Genomic DNA, 15,940 nt, shown 5'->3' with positions numbered 1-15,940 from the left:
GTTTTCCGGCGTTCACAAACTCTGTATTTGATGAAAATCCTTGTGGGAGCTGGCTTGCCAGCGATGGCGGTCTGAAAGGCGATAAAGCTTACTGGCCAAGGTTCGAGGAGCTTTGCCCCACCGCCAACCCCGCCCTAATCGCCGCCAGCGCCGCCTGGTAGTACGCCTTGCCCTCGCTGGACTCGGCAAAGGTCGCGAACTGCTCCAGTTCGTCATCCGACAGATCGCGATAAACGTAGAGCAGCGTGTTGTTCAAGTCGGTGCCGATCTGCTCCATCAGGCGCTGGCGCTGACCGTTCAGCATGCCTTGCGCCTGACCGCCACCGAGCAGGCCGGGGATCATCGAGCTCAAGCTGTCTGCCGCCACCCCGGCAATCGCCAGGCTGACTTCGGCGCCGGCCTCGCGGGCGGGCAGCGCTTGCGCCAGATGGCCGATGATCAGCAGACGGCTGTCGCTGGCCTGCATCTTCGGCAGGCCTTTGGCGTTTTTCGCCAGTTGATCGCGACGGGTGGCAAGCAATTCAGCGGCGACGATTTTCTTGCCCAGCGGTGACTGGAAGAAAGTCAGCGCCGGTTGTGGATCGGCAAGGTGCTGACGCAGTTGCGCTTCGGCACGCTGGTCCATCGCCTGGGGGGCGAAGCGCTGGTTGCTGTTGTTGACCAGGGCTTGAAACACCGCCGGTGGCAGGTTGTTCTGGTAGCGCTGCTGCGCGGCACTCAGGGCATCATTGAAATGCGCACGTTGATCTGGCCAGCCGGCGATCTTGTACAACTGATCGTGGCCGTCCGCCCAGGCGGGCAAAACGCAGAACATCAACAGTGAAAAAAGCAAACGGCGCATAGGGACTCCTGTCAGCAGCGGACTATTCTCCGTGCGGTGCCGGTACTTGTCGAGAATTCGTATCAAGCCGCCGCGTGGCTCTGTCGGATTTCTTGCCGCCGGCATACTATGCGCGCCATGCAAATATCCTCCGAACACCCGCTGCTGTTACGCATCGTCGACGACCTGGCCGAGCATGGCTGGTCGCAGCAGAACATTTTCCTGCCCGCAGGTTTGACCCGCGAGCTGGCGGCCGAGTGCCGCAAACGTGAGGCCGAGGGCGAGCTGGCGCCGGCAGCGGTAGGCCGTGGGCCGTTTTCGGAGATTCGCGAGGGCATTCGTGGCGACCACATTCAGTGGATCGACCCGGGCCAGGCCGAGGCCAGCGACCGTTATCTGAACCTGATGGACAGCCTGCGCGAGGCGCTCAATCGTGGGCTGTTCCTCGGCCTCGAGGATTTCGAGTGCCACTTCGCCCTGTATCCGCCGGGCGCGTTCTACCGCAAGCACGTCGACCGTTTTCGCGACGATGACCGGCGCATGGTTTCGGCGGTGGTTTACCTCAATGACGCGTGGCTGCCGGAAGACGGCGGTCAGTTGCGCATGTATCTGGACGAAGACCGAGTACATGACGTGCAACCCACCGGCGGCTGTCTGGTGGTGTTCCTCTCCGGCGAGGTACCCCATGAAGTGCTGCCGGCGCACCGTGAACGCCTGTCGCTGACCGGCTGGTTCCGCCGCCGTGGCAACGAGCCGTTCTGATATGCAGAAGATTCTGGTCAGCCGTTGCCTGTTGGGCCACCGCGTGCGTTACGACGGCGGGGCCAGCGGTCCGTTCGCTCTGCTCGAACAGTGGATCGCCGAAGGGCGGGTGGTGCCGCTGTGTCCGGAAGTGGCTGGCGGCTTGCCGACTCCACGTGCTGCGGCGGAGATCCCGGGCGGGCAGGGCGCCGAAGTGCTCGATGGCACGGCGGCGGTGATCACCACCGAGGGCGAGGACGTCAGTGCGCAGTTTCTCGATGGCGCGCGGCAAGCGCTGGCGCTGGTGCACAAACATGGCATCTGCGTGGCGGTGCTCAAGGCCAACAGTCCTTCCTGCGGGAATTTGCTGACGTATGACGGGACGTTCAGTGGGGTGAAGGTCTCGGGAGAAGGCGTGACGGCGGCGCTGCTCAAACGCCATGGGGTTCAAGTGTTCAGTGAACTCGAACTACCGCAGGCCGCAATGGCCCTGACCCAACCCGACTAAAAAGCCCACCCCCGGGTTCTTCTGTAGGAGCTGTCGAGTGAAACGAGGCTGCGATCTTTTGATCCTTAAAATCAAGATCAAAAGATCGCAGCCTGCGGCAGCTCCTACGGTTCGGTGAGCCACTTCGCGGACAACGCCGCCAAGCGCCCATCCGCCTTGATCCGCTGCAGTGCACCCGAAAGGCTCGCCTGAAACGCCGGGTTGCCCTTCTGAAACGGAATCGCCAGTTCCACTGGCTTCGCCTTCGGCTTCTCCTCGGTCAGCGCCTGTACCAGCACCATCGGGCGTGGTTGCTCATCTTTCTTCGCCCATAGCTGCGAATCGACCTTGCCGTAAGACTCGCTGACGTCGAAACGATCCTTGAGTTCAGGTGTCAGTGCTATGTGGTTGAGCGCGACGTCGTACTTGCCGCTTTCAACGCCCTGGAGCAGGTCGGCTTCGTCGGTGACGATAAAGTCGGCGCGCACATCCAGCTCGTTGGCCAGCAGTTGCCCAAGCTCGACCTCGAACCCCGTGAGTGTGTCGCCATCCTTGAAATTGAAGGGCGGTGTATTAGCCTCAAGGGCTATGCGCAACTCGCCACGGTCGTTGACGTCATCAATCAGTTCGGCGTGAGCCAGAGGGCTCAGAAGGGGTAGCAGGCAGATCAGGCCAGGCAGAAAGCGCATGGTCACTCCTTTGAAATCATTATTGCGATGCTCTGAGTCAGGCTCGCTTTGCTATGGTTGTCGAGTGCCTTCGACAACGAATGGTCATGAAGTTGTCATGACCGCGCGGATTTTACGGAAAAACTGGAGAAGAGAATGAAAACGTTTATGTCACGAGCAGCCTTGGCTGGCCTGTTGATGGGTGTTTCAGTGCTGGCCAGTGCAGCGACCCCGGCACCCAAGGGCGCCGAAGTGTTCATCGTTTCTCCCGAAGACGGGGCCACGGTTTCTCAGGAGTTCAAAGTCAAGTTCGGGGTCAAGGACATCGCGCTGGCGCCGGCCGGTGATGTCACCAAGAACACCGGTCACCATCACCTGCTGATCGATGCCAAGGAAATCGTTCCGGCCGGTTCCGTCGTGCCGACCGACGCCAACCACATGCACTTCGGCAAGGCGCAGACCGAGGCCACGATCAAACTGGCCCCGGGCAAGCACACCTTGCAACTGGAACTGGGTGACAGCGGCCACATGGCGTTCGATCCGCCGATCGTCTCGAAGAAGATCACCGTCAACGTCGAATGACGTTTTCGCACGCATGAAAAAGGGAGCCCGAAGGCTCCCTTTTTTTGTCGCTCAGCGTCGGATCAGAACAGCACGCGGCTACGGATAGTACCGTTGACGTGTTGCAGCTTCTCTTGTGCCAGCTCCGAGTACTCGGCGTCGACGTCGATCACCACGTAACCGACTTTCTCGTTGGTCTGCAGGAACTGACCGGAGATGTTGATACCGTTTTCGGCGAAGACCTTGTTGATCTCGCTCATCACACCCGGGATGTTCTCGTGGATGTGCAGCAGGCGGTGCTTGCCAGGGTGAGCCGGCAGGGCCACTTCCGGGAAGTTCACCGACGACACCGAAGTACCGTTGTCGCTGTACTTGACCAGTTTTTCCGCCACTTCCAGACCGATGTTGGCTTGCGCTTCGGCAGTCGAACCACCGATGTGCGGGGTCAGGATCACGTTGTCCAGGCCACGCAGCGGGCTTTCGAACTCTTCGTCGTTGGAGCGTGGCTCCACCGGGAAGACGTCGATGGCCGCGCCGATCAGGTGCTTGTCCTTGATCGCGTCCGCCAGGGCGTCCAGCTCGACCACGGTGCCGCGCGCGGCGTTGATCAGGATGCCGCCCTTCTTGATGGCGCGGATTTCCTTCTCGCCGATCATCCACTGGGTCGCAGCGGTTTCCGGTACGTGCAGGGTGACGATGTCGGACATGCCCAGCAGCTCGTGCAGGTTGCCGACCTGCGTGGCGTTGCCCAGCGGCAGCTTGGTCACGGTGTCGTAGAAGAACACCTGCATGCCCAGACCTTCCGCCAGAACCGACAGCTGCGTACCGATCGAGCCGTAGCCGACGATGCCCAGTTTCTTGCCACGGATCTCGAAGGAGTTGGCTGCGGACTTGATCCAGCCGCCACGGTGGCAGGAAGCGTTTTTCTCAGGGATGCCGCGCAGCAGCAGGATCGCTTCGGCCAGCACCAGTTCCGCGACGGAACGGGTGTTGGAGTACGGCGCGTTGAACACGGCGATGCCGCGCTCGCGGGCAGCACTCAGGTCAACCTGGTTGGTGCCGATGCAGAAACAGCCGACCGCGACCAGCTTCTTCGCGTGATCGAAGATCTCTTCGGTCAGTTGGGTGCGCGAACGAATGCCGATGAAGTGAGCGTCAGCGATCTTTTCCTTGAGCTGGGCTTCCGGCAGGGAGCCTGTCAGGTATTCGATGCTGGTGTAGCCCGCCGCCTTGAGGACGTCGACAGCCGATTGGTGGACGCCTTCGAGAAGAAGGAACTTGATCTTGCTCTTATCGAGAGAAGTCTTGCTCATCTGCGTAAACCTGTATCCCGGAGAAAAATGGCAGGGAGGGGAGCAGCCTGGAGCTGACCCAAACGGCAGGAAAGCCGTTACCGCAGAACCGGCCTTGGGCACTGGTCTGCGGGGTCGGTATGCTAGCATAGCCGCCCCGCTAATCACTCATTCCTGCGACGTGAAGCGTTCTCAGGATGACCATGAATTGTTCGAGAGTTCTGTCGATGACCAATCCTGCCCTGATTGATGAACTGAAGACCCTGGTCGAGCCTGGCAAGGTCCTGACCGACGCCGACTCCCTGAACGCGTACGGCAAGGATTGGACCAAGCACTTCGCGCCCGCGCCCTGCGCCATCGTGTTTCCCAAGACCATTGAACAGGTGCAGGCGATCGTCCGCTGGGCCAACACCCATAAGGTGGCGCTGGTGCCATCCGGCGGGCGCACCGGGCTGTCCGCCGCCGCCGTGGCCGCGAATGGCGAAGTGGTGGTGTCGTTCGACTACATGAACCAGATTCTCGATGTGAATCTCACCGACCGCACCGCCGTATGTCAGCCGGGCGTGGTCACCGAGCACCTGCAGAACGTCGCCGAAGAGAACGGCCTGTACTACCCGGTGGACTTCGCTTCCGCCGGTTCCAGCCAGATTGGCGGCAATATCGGCACCAATGCCGGCGGGATCAAGGTGATTCGCTATGGCATGACCCGCAACTGGGTCGCCGGGATGAAGGTGGTCACCGGCAAGGGCGATGTGCTGGAGCTGAACAAAGACCTGATCAAGAACGCCACCGGTTACGACCTGCGTCAGCTGTTCATCGGCGCCGAAGGCACGCTCGGGTTTGTGGTTGAAGCGACCATGCGCCTGGATCGCGCGCCGAAAAACCTCACCGCGATGGTCCTCGGTACCGCCGACTTCGACTCGATCATGCCAGTGCTGCACGCCTTCCAGGACAAACTCGACCTGACCGCGTTCGAATTCTTCTCTGACAAGGCCCTGGTCAAAGTGCTGGGCCGTGGTGATGTGCCGGCGCCGTTCGAGACCGAGTGTCCGTTCTACGCGCTGCTGGAATTCGAGGCGACCAGCGAAGAAGTGGCCAACACGGCGCTGGAAACTTTCGAACACTGCGTCGAGCAGGGCTGGGTGCTGGACGGTGTGATGAGCCAGAGCGAAACCCAGCTGCAGAACCTGTGGAAGCTGCGCGAGTACATCTCCGAGACCATCTCGCACTGGACGCCGTACAAGAACGATATCTCGGTTACCGTGTCAAAAGTGCCAGCGTTCTTGCAGGAAATAGACGCGATCGTCGGCGAATACTACCCGGACTTCGAAATCGTCTGGTTCGGCCACATTGGCGACGGCAACCTGCACCTGAACATCCTCAAGCCGGATAACCTGAGCAAGGACGAGTTCTTCGCCAAGTGCGCGACCGTCAACAAGTGGGTGTTCGAAACCGTCGAGAAGTACAACGGTTCGATTTCCGCCGAGCACGGCGTGGGCATGACCAAGCGCGACTACTTGACGTACAGCCGTTCGCCGGTCGAAATCGAGTACATGAAAGCGGTCAAAGCGGTGTTCGACCCCAACGGCATCATGAACCCGGGCAAGATCTTCGCGGTTTGATTGGCAATCCCTGATGAATCAATGAAGGCAGGAGTCGGTAAATGAGCTATCAGCACCAGTACGTCGACGGCACGCGCATTCACTTCCCGATCGGGAAAGTGGTGTGCATTGGCCGTAATTACGCCGAACACGCCAAGGAACTGGACAACCCGGTGCCTACCGAGCCGTTGCTGTTCATCAAGCCAGGCAGTTGCGTGGTGCCGCTGGAAGGCGGTTTCAGCATTCCGACCGAGCGCGGCTCGGTGCACTACGAAGCGGAAATCGCCGTGTTGATCGGCAAGCCGTTGTCGACCAAGCCAAGCCGTGAAGAGGTGCTTGACGCGATCTCCGGTTTCGCTCCAGCGCTGGACCTGACCCTGCGCGACAAACAGGCCGAGCTCAAGTCCAAGGGTTTGCCATGGGAAATCGCCAAGTCGTTCGACGGCGCGGCGGTGATCGCGCCGTTCGTGGTCGGCAGCACTTTCCCTGATCTGACCGACATCGGCATCCGCCTGACCATCAACGGTGAAGTGCGCCAGGACGGTAACAGCAGCGCGATGCTCAACCCGATCGTGCCGATGATTCAGCACATGGCCGGCTGCTTCTCGCTGCAGGCCGGCGACGTGATCCTCACCGGCACGCCAGTGGGCGTCGGCCCGCTGAATGTCGGCGACGACATCGTGCTGGAGCTGGTTGGCGCGAGCAGCTTCACCAGCAGCGTGCGCTAAGGGCAAAAGATCGCAGCCTGCGGCAGCTCCTACACCTGTCTCTGTAGGAGCTGCCGCAGGCTGCGATCTTTTGATCCGGCTTTATAAGGCAGGGACAATCCCGCCATTTGCCGTTTTTTTCACATTCTGTCCGGATAATTCCTCTCATTCTGGCGTCTGAGCCGGCCTCTTTGTGCTATTACCCATAGCCTGAATATTCGGAACGCGTCCCTGATGTCCGCTCAAACTCAGCTCAAAACTTCCCGTCGTTCACGTTTTGCCCTGCGCTGGTATGTCTGGCTGTTGCTGGTGCTCGCTGTCGCCTATGGTCTGGCGTTTGTCATGCATTGGGACGACCGTGGTCTGCTGTGGCTGCGCGAGCGACTCGAGACTCAGGCCGAGCAGAAGGCAAGCATCTGGCTGCCGGATTATCGGGCGGTGATCGACGGCAAGCGGCTGCCGGGCATGGAAAAGGACGAGGCCTCGGACCTGTCCTACAACCCGCAGACCAAAACCCTGTTTTCGGTGATGGGCAAGAATCCGTTTCTGGTCGAACTGACCCTGCAGGGTGATGTGCTGCGCAAGATGCCGCTGGTGGGCTGGAGCAATCCGGAAGGCGTGACCGTGTTGGAAAACGGCCTGATGGCGATCGTCGATGAGCGCGAGCACCTGCTGACTATCGTCAAGGTCGATGCCAACACCCGCGAGCTGAATATCGCCGACTTCCCGAAATACGACCTCGGCCCGTCGAAAAACCAGAACAAGGCATTTGAGGCAATCACTTGGGATCCGCGCAACCAGCAGTTGCTGCTGGGCGAAGAGCGGCCGCCGGCGCTGTTCACCTGGAAAAGTGATGGCAGTCAGATCCTCAAGGGCGACAAGCAGAAGCTGGCCAGTGATGAGCTGGATATCCGCAACCTTTCGGCGCTGGCCATCGACCCGCGTACCGGCCACACCCTGGTGCTGTCCGCCGATTCGCACCTGTTGCTGGAGCTGGACGAGAAGGGCGAGCAAGTCAGCTTCATGACCCTGCTCGGCGGCTTCAACGGTTTGAAGGACACCATCCCCCGCGCCGAAGGCGTGACCATGGACGACGCGGGTACGCTGTACATGGTCAGCGAGCCGAACCTGTTCTATCGCTTCGAAAAGCAAAAGTAGCAGCCTGAATTTTTCCCCTGTAGGAGCTGCCGCAGGCTGCGATCTTTTGATTTTGTTTTTCAAGATCAAGAATCAAGATCAAGATCAAAAGATCGCAGCCTTCGGCAGCTCCTACACGGTTCTGTTGTGGGCAAGGGCTAGTGGCCATTAAGCTTCAGTTCAGACAGGCGTGATATTTCATCCGCCTGTTTTGATCCCGAGCCTGCCCGAATGCGTCGACTTGCCCGCCCCAAGCCTTTGTTTGTCATCCTGTCGGTGGTTGCCCTGATCGCGTTGATCGCGATCGGCCAATACCTGCGCCTGTTCGAGCGCGCCTGGTTCAATCTGCAGACCTTGTGGCAGCCGTTGAGCAGCGAGGCCATTGGTCTGGATCAATACCGGGTCGAGGTCGAAGCTCGGGTCATCGAAGGGCTGAACGACGATGTTTCGGCGCTGACCTACGATCCGGTGCGCAAGAGCCTGTTCACCGTGACCAACAAGAATGCCGAACTGGTCGAGTTGTCGCTTGAAGGCAAAATTCTGCGGCGCATCGCGTTGATTGGTTTCGGCGATGCGGAAGCGGTGGAGTTCATCAGCGCCGACACTTACGTGATCACCGACGAGCGAGAGCAACGCCTTATCAAGGTGCATCTGCAGCGGGACACCACGTTCCTCGATGCGGCGGATGCCGAACAAATGACCCTCGGCGTGCACATGAGCGGCAACAAGGGCTTCGAAGGCCTGGCCTATGACTCGGTGGGCAAGCGCCTGTTCGTCGCCAAGGAGCGTGACCCCATGCTGATTTATGAGGTGCACGGTTTTCCGCACTTCAATCCGGAAAAGTCCTACGCGGTGCACGTGATCAACAACCCCAAGCGCGATGCCGGGATGTTCGTGCGCGATCTGTCGAGCCTGCAATACGACGAGCGCAGCGGCCATTTGCTGGCGCTGTCCGACGAGTCGGGGCTGATTCTGGAGCTGGATGTGGATGGGCGGCCGTTGAGCACACTGTCACTGAACAAGGGGCGGCAGGGTTTGCAGAAGAGCGTGCCGCAGGCCGAAGGCATTGCGATGGATGACGACGGGACGTTGTATCTGGTGAGCGAGCCGAACTTGTTTTACGTCTTCAAGAAACCTGTGCAACCTTGACTAACACCACAAAACACTGTGGGAGCGAGCCTGCTCGCGAAGGCGTCGTGTCAGCCAATGAAAATGTTGGCTGAACTGGCGCTTTCGCGAGCAGGCTCGCTCCCACAGGTTTATTCGTCTGCCCATTAATTTCGGGCAGTCCGGGCTTACTCAGCCTTCAGGGTTTTCACACCTTCGCTGGTGCCCAGCAACAGCAGATCCGCCGGCCGCGACGCGAACAGGCCGTTGGTGACCACGCCGACGATCGCATTGATCTGCGCTTCCAGCTCCACCGGGTTGGTGATCTGCAGGTTGTACACGTCGAGGATGATGTTGCCGTTGTCGGTCAGCACGCCTTCGCGGTACACCGGGTCGCCCCCCAGTTTCACCAACTGGCGGGCGACGTGGCTGCGGGCCATCGGGATCACTTCGACTGGCAGCGGGAATTCGCCCAGCACCGGCACCAGTTTGCTGGCGTCGGCGATGCAGATGAAGGTCTTGGCCACGGCCGCGACGATCTTCTCGCGGGTCAGGGCGGCGCCGCCGCCCTTGATCAGGTTCAGGTGCGCGTCGCTCTCGTCGGCGCCGTCGACGTAGAACTCCAGGTCGCTGACGGTGTTCAGCTCATACACCGGAATGCCGTGGCCCTTGAGGCGCGCCGCAGTGGCTTCGGAGCTGGCGACCGCGCCATCGAACGCGCCCTTGTGCTGGGCCAGCGCATCGATGAAGCAGTTGGCGGTGGAGCCGGTGCCGACGCCGACGATGCTCTTGTCGTCGAGTTTCGGAAGGATGAAGTCGACGGCGGCCTGAGCCACTGCCTGTTTGAGTTGATCCTGGGTCATGCGGGCTCCGGAAGCGGGCAAGGTGAGTACGGAAAGGCCGGCATTATAGGCCCCGCGGTGGTGAAGGGGGAAACACCCCTGTGGCGAGGGAGCTTGCTCCCGCTGGAGCGCGAAGCGGTCCTTTGCATTCTTTCAGACAAATCGTATGTTCTGATTTACGACTGCTGCGCAGCCGAGCGGGAGCAAGCTCCCTCGCCACAATAGGTCTCCACACCCTAAAACCCCCTGTTCAGTGTGGTCGTGCGCCCAAAAGCCGGGTTAGACTCGTCGGTCCCGCCCAATCGCCAGTGATGCTTTCCGATGCTCGAACAGTACGTCAAAAAGATCCTCACCTCGCGCGTTTATGACGTTGCCGTAGAAACCCCGCTGCAGAACGCTCGCCAGCTCTCCGAGCGGCTGGGCAATGACATTTGGCTCAAGCGTGAAGACTTGCAGCCGGTGTTTTCGTTCAAGATTCGCGGCGCGTACAACAAGTTGACTCAATTGACCGACGAAGAGCGCGCCCGTGGCGTGGTCACCGCGTCGGCGGGCAACCATGCGCAGGGTCTGGCGCTGGCGGCTAAAGTGCTGGGCGTGAAAGCCACCATCGTGATGCCCAAGACCACCCCGGAGATCAAGGTCGAAGGCGTGCGTTCGCGCGGTGGCAAAGTGGTGCTGCACGGCGATTCGTTCCCGGAAGCCTTGGCCTACTCGCTGAAGCTGGTGGATGAAAAGGGCTACGTCTACATCCACCCGTACGACGATCCACACACCATTGCCGGGCAGGGCACCGTGGCGATGGAAATTCTGCGCCAGCACCCGCAACCGCTGGACGCGATCTTCGTGCCGGTTGGCGGCGGCGGTCTGATTGCCGGTATCGCGGCGTACGTGAAATACCTGCGTCCGGACATCAAGGTCATTGGCGTCGAGCCGGACGACTCCAACTGCCTGCAAGCGGCCATGGCCGCCGGTGAGTGCGTGGTGCTGCCGACCGTGGGCATCTTCGCCGATGGCGTGGCGGTGGCGCAGATCGGCCAGCACACGTTCGATATCTGCAAGGATTACGTCGATGAAGTGATCACCGTCAGCACCGACGAGATCTGCGCGGCCATCAAGGATATCTACGACGATACCCGCTCGATCACCGAGCCTGCCGGCGCCTTGGGCGTGGCCGGGATCAAGAAGTACGTCGAGTTGCGCGGCGTCAGTGGCCAGACCTTCGTCGCGATCGACTCCGGAGCCAACGTCAACTTCGACCGTTTGCGTCACGTTGCTGAGCGCGCTGAATTGGGCGAAGGCCGCGAAGCGATCATCGCTGTGACCATTCCCGAGCAGGCCGGCAGCTTCAAGGCCTTCTGCGAAGCGATCGGCAAGCGCCAGATCACCGAATTCAACTACCGCTACAACACCGGCAGCGAAGCGCACATCTTCGTCGGCGTGCAGACTCACCCGGAAAACGACCCGCGCAGCGCACTGCTGGCGAGTCTGGCCGAGCAGGGCTTTCCGGTCATCGACCTGACCGACAACGAGCTGGCGAAGCTGCACATCCGCCACATGGTCGGCGGCCACGCAGCGCACGTGATCGACGAAGTGGTGTTCCGCTTCGAATTCCCGGAACGCCCGGGCGCGCTGTTCAACTTCCTCAACAAACTCGGCGGGCGCTGGAACATTTCGATGTTCCATTACCGCAACCATGGCGCGGCGGATGGCCGGGTGGTCGCGGGCCTGCAAGTACCGCATGACGAACGTCATCTGGTGCCGGCGGCGCTTGAGGAAATCGGCTACCCGTACTGGGATGAAAGCGAGAACCCGGCCTATCAGCTGTTTCTTGGTTGAGCGGCTACGCTGATGGGCAGGCCATAAGGAAATCGAACAATGGAAACGTTAACTGCCCTGAAAACCGCGCACATGGTCGCCACCGTGGTGTTGCTGGCCAGTGCGCTGGGTCTGGGAGTCTGGGTTTTTCTGGCGCGCCGCAAAGGTGATGCATCGGCGGGTAGTCGCACCCTGCAACGGCCACGGGTGTTTATCTGGCTGTTGATGGGCCTGGCGCTGTTGAGCATGCCGTTTACCGGCTGGGGCATGGTGCATCTGGTCGGCTGGCCGCTGGGGCAAACCTGGCTGCTGGCTTCCAGTGTGCTGTATACCGTGGCCGCGCTGGCGTGGTTCTGGTTGCTGGTGCGGTTGAATCGGTTGCGCAAGGCGCCGAGTGGGGTTGGCAAGTTCACGTTTGCCTTGGCGTTGTTCAGTTTCGTCTGCTTTATCGCCATTGCCGGGTTGATGGGGGCCAAACCCGTGTGAAGCGAAAAGATCGCAGCCTTCGGCAGCTCCTACACGGGATGTGTACCTGTAGGAGCTGCCGAAGGCTGCGATCTTTTGATCTTCAGTCGCGCAACGAAATCACCGGCCATCCGCGCTTCTCGGCCTCGGCCCGCAGATTCGGATCTGGATCCACCGCCACCGGGTTCGCCACCTGCTCCAGCAGCGGCAGGTCATTCATCGAATCGCTGTAGAAATAGCTGTCATCCAGCGAATACCCGGTTTCCTCCAGCCAGCGATTCAGGCGCGTCACCTTGCCTTCGCGGAAGCACGGAATGTCGGTGCTGCGTCCGGTGTAGCGGCCATCGACCATCTCGCACTCGGTGGCGATCAGGGTTTCAACGCCCAGGCGCACCGCAATCGGCGCGGTGACGAAGCGGTTGGTGGCGGTGATGATTACCAGTTTGTCGCCGGCGTCGCGGTGCTGTTTCAGCAGCTCCAGCGCCTTGGGCAGCACGATCGGCTCGATGCAGTCGCGCATGTAATCGTTGTGCCACTGTTCGAGCACGGCCATTTCGGTGCGGCCGAGGATTTCCAGGCAGAAGTTCAGGTACGCGGCGTTATCCAGCTGGCCGGCCAGGTAATCCTGATAGAACTCGTCGTTACGCTGCTTGTATGCAACCGGGTCGAGGAAGCCGCGTTCGCACAGATAGTCGCCCCAGGCGTGATCGCTGTCGCCGCCCAGAAGGGTGTTGTCCAAATCGAATAGAGCCAGGCGCATTGCAGTTACCCGCTGAAAAGTCAGTAAAAAGGCGACAAGAATACGGTCTTTTCACAAGAGTGCACATAAGGTAGGAACCTTCGTTGCCGCCTTATCAAGCTTTGTGGAACAATGCGGCGACATGCGTTTGCGAGGTTGTTGCCGTGATCGACCCCGATGGTTTCCGCCCCAATGTCGGGATCATTCTGACGAATGACGCCGGCCAGGTGCTATGGGCTCGCCGTATCAATCAAGATGCCTGGCAGTTTCCACAAGGGGGGATCAACCCCGAGGAGACGCCGGAAGACGCCTTGTACCGCGAGCTGAACGAAGAAGTTGGCCTGGAACGTGAAGATGTTGAAATACTGGCCTGTACCCGGGGCTGGTTGCGCTATCGTTTGCCGCAACGTCTGGTGCGTACCCACAGCCAACCGCTGTGCATCGGCCAGAAACAGAAATGGTTTCTCCTGCGCCTGATCTCCAACGAGCAGCGGGTGCGGATGGATTTGACCGGTAAACCGGAGTTCGATGGCTGGCGCTGGGTCAGTTATTGGTATCCGTTGGGCCAGGTGGTGACATTCAAGCGCGAGGTGTATCGACGCGCCCTCAAAGAGCTTGCCCCGCGCCTTTTAGCGCGCGACTGACGACGGAGTTCGACCCCGAGCCATGCTCAATACGCTGCGCAAGATCGTCCAGGAAGTTAACTCCGCCAAGGATCTCAAGGCGGCGTTGGGGATTATTGTGTTGCGCGTCAAAGAGGCCATGGGCAGCCAGGTCTGCTCGGTCTACCTGCTTGATCCCGAGACCAACCGCTTCGTCCTGATGGCCACCGAGGGCTTGAACAAGCGCTCGATCGGCAAGGTCAGCATGGCACCCAACGAAGGTCTGGTGGGTCTGGTCGGCACGCGTGAAGAACCCCTGAACCTCGAAAACGCCGCGGATCACCCGCGCTACCGCTACTTCGCCGAAACCGGCGAGGAGCGCTACGCCTCTTTCCTCGGGGCGCCGATCATTCACCACCGCCGCGTCGTCGGCGTGTTGGTCATCCAGCAGAAAGAACGCCGCCAGTTCGATGAAGGTGAAGAAGCCTTCCTCGTGACCATGAGCGCGCAGCTCGCCGGCGTTATCGCCCACGCCGAGGCCACCGGCTCGATCCGTGGTCTGGGCAGACAGGGCAAGGGCATCCAGGAAGCCAAGTTCGTCGGCGTACCGGGCTCGCCGGGTGCGGCAGTCGGTACTGCGGTGGTCATGCTGCCGCCGGCGGACCTGGACGTTGTGCCAGATAAAACCATCACCGACATCGACGCCGAGCTGGCGCTGTTCAAGACCGCCATCGAAGGCGTGCGCGCCGACATGCGCGCGTTGTCCGCCAAGCTCGCGACCCAGCTGCGCCCGGAAGAACGTGCGCTGTTCGACGTCTACTTGATGATGCTCGACGATGCCTCGCTGGGCAGCGAAATCACTACCGTGATCAAGACCGGCCAGTGGGCCCAGGGCGCGCTGCGTCAGGTGGTCACTGAGCACGTCAACCGTTTCGAACTGATGGACGACGCCTACCTGCGCGAGCGTGCGTCGGATGTCAAGGATCTCGGCCGCCGCCTGCTGGCCTACCTGCAGGAAGAGCGTCAACAGAACCTGGTCTACCCGGAAAAAACCATTCTGGTCAGCGAAGAGCTGACGCCGGCGATGCTCGGCGAAGTGCCGGAAGGCACGCTGGTCGGTCTGGTGTCGGTACTGGGTTCGGGTAACTCCCACGTCGCGATCCTGGCCCGGGCCATGGGCATTCCGACGGTGATGGGCCTGGTCGACCTGCCGTACGCCAAGGTCGACGGCATTGAAGTGATCGTCGATGGCACCCGAGGCGAGGTCTACACCAACCCCAGCGATGTGCTGCGCAAGCAGTTCGCCGAGGTGGTCGAAGAAGAGAAACAACTGGCGCTGGGCCTCGACACCCTGCGTGATCTGCCGTGCGTGACCCTCGATGGCCATCGCATGCCGTTGTGGGTCAACACCGGTCTGCTGGCCGATGTGGCGCGGGCGCAGAAGCGCGGCGCCGAAGGTGTCGGCCTGTATCGCACCGAAGTGCCGTTCATGATCAATCAGCGCTTCCCGAGTGAAAAGGAACAACTGGCGATCTACCGCGAGCAGCTTGCCGCGTTCCATCCGCAGCCGGTGACCATGCGCAGCCTCGACATCGGCGGTGACAAGTCGCTGTCGTACTTCCCGATCAAGGAAGACAACCCGTTCCTCGGCTGGCGCGGGATTCGCGTGACCCTCGACCACCCGGAAATCTTCCTGGTGCAGACCCGCGCGATGCTCAAGGCCAGCGAAGGCCTGAACAACCTGCGGATCCTGCTGCCGATGATCTCCGGCACCCACGAACTCGAAGAAGCCCTGCACCTGATCCACCGGGCCTGGGGCGAAGTGCGTGACGAAGGCACCGACGTGCCGATGCCGCCGATCGGGGTGATGATCGAAATTCCGGCCGCGGTGTACCAGACCAAGGAACTGGCGCGCCAGGTGGACTTCCTGTCGGTCGGCTCCAACGACCTGACCCAGTACCTGCTGGCGGTCGACCGCAACAACCCGCGAGTGGCCGATCTCTACGACTACTTGCACCCGGCGGTGCTGCAAGCCCTGCAAACCGTGGTGCGCGACGCACATGCCGAAGGCAAGCCGGTGAGCATCTGCGGCGAAATGGCCGGTGATCCGGCAGCGGCGGTGCTGTTGATGGCGATGGGCTTCGACAGCCTGTCGATGAACGCCACCAACCTGCCGAAAGTGAAATGGATGCTGCGCCAGATCAACCTGAGCAAGGCCAAGGATCTGCTGGCGGAGCTGATGAAGATCGATAACCCGCAAGTGATCCACAGCTCGCTGCAACTGGCGCTGAAGAATCTCGGGCTGTCGAAGATGAATCCGCCGGCGGTCAACAAGGCCCTCTGAAAGATCGCAGCC

16 protein-coding genes are annotated in these 15,940 nt (G+C 60.8%); 11 read left to right on the top strand and 5 right to left on the bottom strand.

Translation table 11 applies throughout. The annotated features are described in order from the left end of the window. Positions 1–88: 88 nt before the first annotated feature. On the bottom strand, positions 89–841 hold the full coding sequence (locus LOY52_RS25675) for a DUF2059 domain-containing protein (RefSeq protein ID WP_123585780.1): 753 nt from the start codon (positions 839–841) through the stop codon (positions 89–91). 108 nt (positions 842–949) lie between these two features. Between LOY52_RS25675 and LOY52_RS25670 the strand changes: the two genes are divergently transcribed. Both LOY52_RS25670 and LOY52_RS25665 read left to right on the top strand, forming a co-directional pair. After that, complete coding sequence (locus LOY52_RS25670) at positions 950–1,582, top strand: 2OG-Fe(II) oxygenase (RefSeq protein ID WP_027610525.1); 633 nt, start codon at positions 950–952, stop codon at positions 1,580–1,582. A 1-nt stretch (position 1,583) separates the two neighbouring features. Further along, the gene (locus tag LOY52_RS25665; protein WP_258677045.1) at positions 1,584–2,069 is read left to right on the top strand and encodes a DUF523 domain-containing protein; all 486 of its coding nucleotides are present in this window, start codon (positions 1,584–1,586) and stop codon (positions 2,067–2,069) included. A gap of 104 nt (positions 2,070–2,173) precedes the next feature. Here LOY52_RS25665 and LOY52_RS25660 read toward each other — a convergent pair whose 3' ends face one another. Further along, on the bottom strand, positions 2,174–2,737 hold the full coding sequence (locus LOY52_RS25660) for a transporter substrate-binding domain-containing protein (RefSeq protein ID WP_258677043.1): 564 nt from the start codon (positions 2,735–2,737) through the stop codon (positions 2,174–2,176). Between the two features lie 135 nt (positions 2,738–2,872). Here LOY52_RS25660 and LOY52_RS25655 point away from each other — a divergent pair, with 135 nt between their 5' ends. Further along, the gene (locus LOY52_RS25655; protein WP_096797591.1) at positions 2,873–3,298 is read left to right on the top strand and encodes a DUF4399 domain-containing protein; all 426 of its coding nucleotides are present in this window, start codon (positions 2,873–2,875) and stop codon (positions 3,296–3,298) included. Between the two features lie 62 nt (positions 3,299–3,360). Here LOY52_RS25655 and serA read toward each other — a convergent pair whose 3' ends face one another. Further along, positions 3,361–4,590: a phosphoglycerate dehydrogenase gene (serA, locus tag LOY52_RS25650; protein WP_025112046.1), complete on the bottom strand. Its 1,230-nt coding sequence runs from the start codon at positions 4,588–4,590 to the stop codon at positions 3,361–3,363. 206 nt (positions 4,591–4,796) lie between these two features. Here serA and LOY52_RS25645 point away from each other — a divergent pair, with 206 nt between their 5' ends. The 4 genes from LOY52_RS25645 (at position 4,797) to LOY52_RS25630 (ending at position 9,163) form a co-directional block, all read left to right on the top strand. Then, complete coding sequence (locus LOY52_RS25645; protein WP_258677040.1) at positions 4,797–6,191, top strand: FAD-binding oxidoreductase; 1,395 nt, start codon at positions 4,797–4,799, stop codon at positions 6,189–6,191. A 41-nt stretch (positions 6,192–6,232) separates the two neighbouring features. Next, positions 6,233–6,898 carry a fumarylacetoacetate hydrolase family protein gene (locus LOY52_RS25640; RefSeq protein WP_202369107.1) on the top strand — a complete coding sequence of 222 codons (666 nt, stop codon included), beginning with the start codon at positions 6,233–6,235 and terminating at the stop codon, positions 6,896–6,898. A 213-nt stretch (positions 6,899–7,111) separates the two neighbouring features. Continuing rightward, on the top strand, positions 7,112–8,035 hold the full coding sequence (locus tag LOY52_RS25635; RefSeq protein WP_258677036.1) for an SdiA-regulated domain-containing protein: 924 nt from the start codon (positions 7,112–7,114) through the stop codon (positions 8,033–8,035). Positions 8,036–8,245: 210 nt separating this feature from the next. After that, the gene (locus tag LOY52_RS25630) at positions 8,246–9,163 is read left to right on the top strand and encodes an SdiA-regulated domain-containing protein (protein ID WP_258677034.1); all 918 of its coding nucleotides are present in this window, start codon (positions 8,246–8,248) and stop codon (positions 9,161–9,163) included. Between the two features lie 146 nt (positions 9,164–9,309). On the opposite strand, the gene rpiA is transcribed toward LOY52_RS25630, so the two are convergent. Beyond that, positions 9,310–9,984, bottom strand: coding sequence for a ribose-5-phosphate isomerase RpiA (gene rpiA / locus LOY52_RS25625; RefSeq protein WP_258677032.1), 675 nt, complete (start codon positions 9,982–9,984; stop codon positions 9,310–9,312). Positions 9,985–10,284: 300 nt separating this feature from the next. Here rpiA and ilvA point away from each other — a divergent pair, with 300 nt between their 5' ends. Together ilvA and LOY52_RS25615 are read left to right on the top strand one after the other, a co-directional pair. Beyond that, entirely contained in the window at positions 10,285–11,799 is a 1,515-nt protein-coding gene (ilvA, locus tag LOY52_RS25620) for a threonine ammonia-lyase, biosynthetic (protein WP_258677030.1), read from the top strand. A gap of 39 nt (positions 11,800–11,838) precedes the next feature. Then, positions 11,839–12,264 (top strand): DUF2269 domain-containing protein, encoded by a 426-nt coding sequence (locus LOY52_RS25615; RefSeq protein WP_258677028.1) that lies wholly within the window; start codon positions 11,839–11,841, stop codon positions 12,262–12,264. Between the two features lie 82 nt (positions 12,265–12,346). On the opposite strand, the gene LOY52_RS25610 is transcribed toward LOY52_RS25615, so the two are convergent. Continuing rightward, on the bottom strand, positions 12,347–13,003 hold the full coding sequence (locus LOY52_RS25610; RefSeq protein WP_098966125.1) for an HAD family phosphatase: 657 nt from the start codon (positions 13,001–13,003) through the stop codon (positions 12,347–12,349). A 143-nt stretch (positions 13,004–13,146) separates the two neighbouring features. Between LOY52_RS25610 and LOY52_RS25605 the strand changes: the two genes are divergently transcribed. Both LOY52_RS25605 and ptsP read left to right on the top strand, forming a co-directional pair. Then, positions 13,147–13,626, top strand: a complete 480-nt coding sequence (locus LOY52_RS25605; RefSeq protein ID WP_003229203.1) for an RNA pyrophosphohydrolase — start codon at positions 13,147–13,149, stop codon at positions 13,624–13,626. Positions 13,627–13,648: 22 nt separating this feature from the next. Beyond that, positions 13,649–15,928 carry a phosphoenolpyruvate--protein phosphotransferase gene (ptsP, locus tag LOY52_RS25600; RefSeq protein ID WP_047596633.1) on the top strand — a complete coding sequence of 760 codons (2,280 nt, stop codon included), beginning with the start codon at positions 13,649–13,651 and terminating at the stop codon, positions 15,926–15,928. Positions 15,929–15,940: the final 12 nt, after the last annotated feature.

The organism is Pseudomonas sp. B21-051 (genome assembly GCF_024748795.1).
In the GTDB taxonomy this organism is placed as follows: Bacteria; Pseudomonadota; Gammaproteobacteria; order Pseudomonadales; family Pseudomonadaceae; genus Aquipseudomonas; species Aquipseudomonas putida_A.
This window is presented reverse-complemented; position numbering and strand designations above follow the sequence as displayed.

Excerpts from the sequence above, each read along its gene's own strand:
- LOY52_RS25660 (WP_258677043.1), bottom strand. The coding sequence starts at position 2,737 with ATGCGCTTTCTGCCTGGCCTGATCTGCCTGCTACCCCTTCTGAGCCCT.
- LOY52_RS25630 (WP_258677034.1), top strand. The coding sequence starts at position 8,246 with ATGCGTCGACTTGCCCGCCCCAAGCCTTTGTTTGTCATCCTGTCGGTG.
- ptsP (WP_047596633.1), top strand. The coding sequence starts at position 13,649 with ATGCTCAATACGCTGCGCAAGATCGTCCAGGAAGTTAACTCCGCCAAG.
- rpiA (WP_258677032.1), bottom strand. The coding sequence starts at position 9,984 with ATGACCCAGGATCAACTCAAACAGGCAGTGGCTCAGGCCGCCGTCGAC.
- LOY52_RS25615 (WP_258677028.1), top strand. The coding sequence starts at position 11,839 with ATGGAAACGTTAACTGCCCTGAAAACCGCGCACATGGTCGCCACCGTG.
- LOY52_RS25670 (WP_027610525.1), top strand. The coding sequence starts at position 950 with ATGCGCGCCATGCAAATATCCTCCGAACACCCGCTGCTGTTACGCATC.
- LOY52_RS25635 (WP_258677036.1), top strand. The coding sequence starts at position 7,112 with ATGTCCGCTCAAACTCAGCTCAAAACTTCCCGTCGTTCACGTTTTGCC.
- LOY52_RS25610 (WP_098966125.1), bottom strand. The coding sequence starts at position 13,003 with ATGCGCCTGGCTCTATTCGATTTGGACAACACCCTTCTGGGCGGCGAC.
- LOY52_RS25645 (WP_258677040.1), top strand. The coding sequence starts at position 4,797 with ATGACCAATCCTGCCCTGATTGATGAACTGAAGACCCTGGTCGAGCCT.
- ilvA (WP_258677030.1), top strand. The coding sequence starts at position 10,285 with ATGCTCGAACAGTACGTCAAAAAGATCCTCACCTCGCGCGTTTATGAC.
- LOY52_RS25640 (WP_202369107.1), top strand. The coding sequence starts at position 6,233 with ATGAGCTATCAGCACCAGTACGTCGACGGCACGCGCATTCACTTCCCG.
- LOY52_RS25665 (WP_258677045.1), top strand. The coding sequence starts at position 1,584 with ATGCAGAAGATTCTGGTCAGCCGTTGCCTGTTGGGCCACCGCGTGCGT.
- LOY52_RS25675 (WP_123585780.1), bottom strand. The coding sequence starts at position 841 with ATGCGCCGTTTGCTTTTTTCACTGTTGATGTTCTGCGTTTTGCCCGCC.
- serA (WP_025112046.1), bottom strand. The coding sequence starts at position 4,590 with ATGAGCAAGACTTCTCTCGATAAGAGCAAGATCAAGTTCCTTCTTCTC.
- LOY52_RS25655 (WP_096797591.1), top strand. The coding sequence starts at position 2,873 with ATGAAAACGTTTATGTCACGAGCAGCCTTGGCTGGCCTGTTGATGGGT.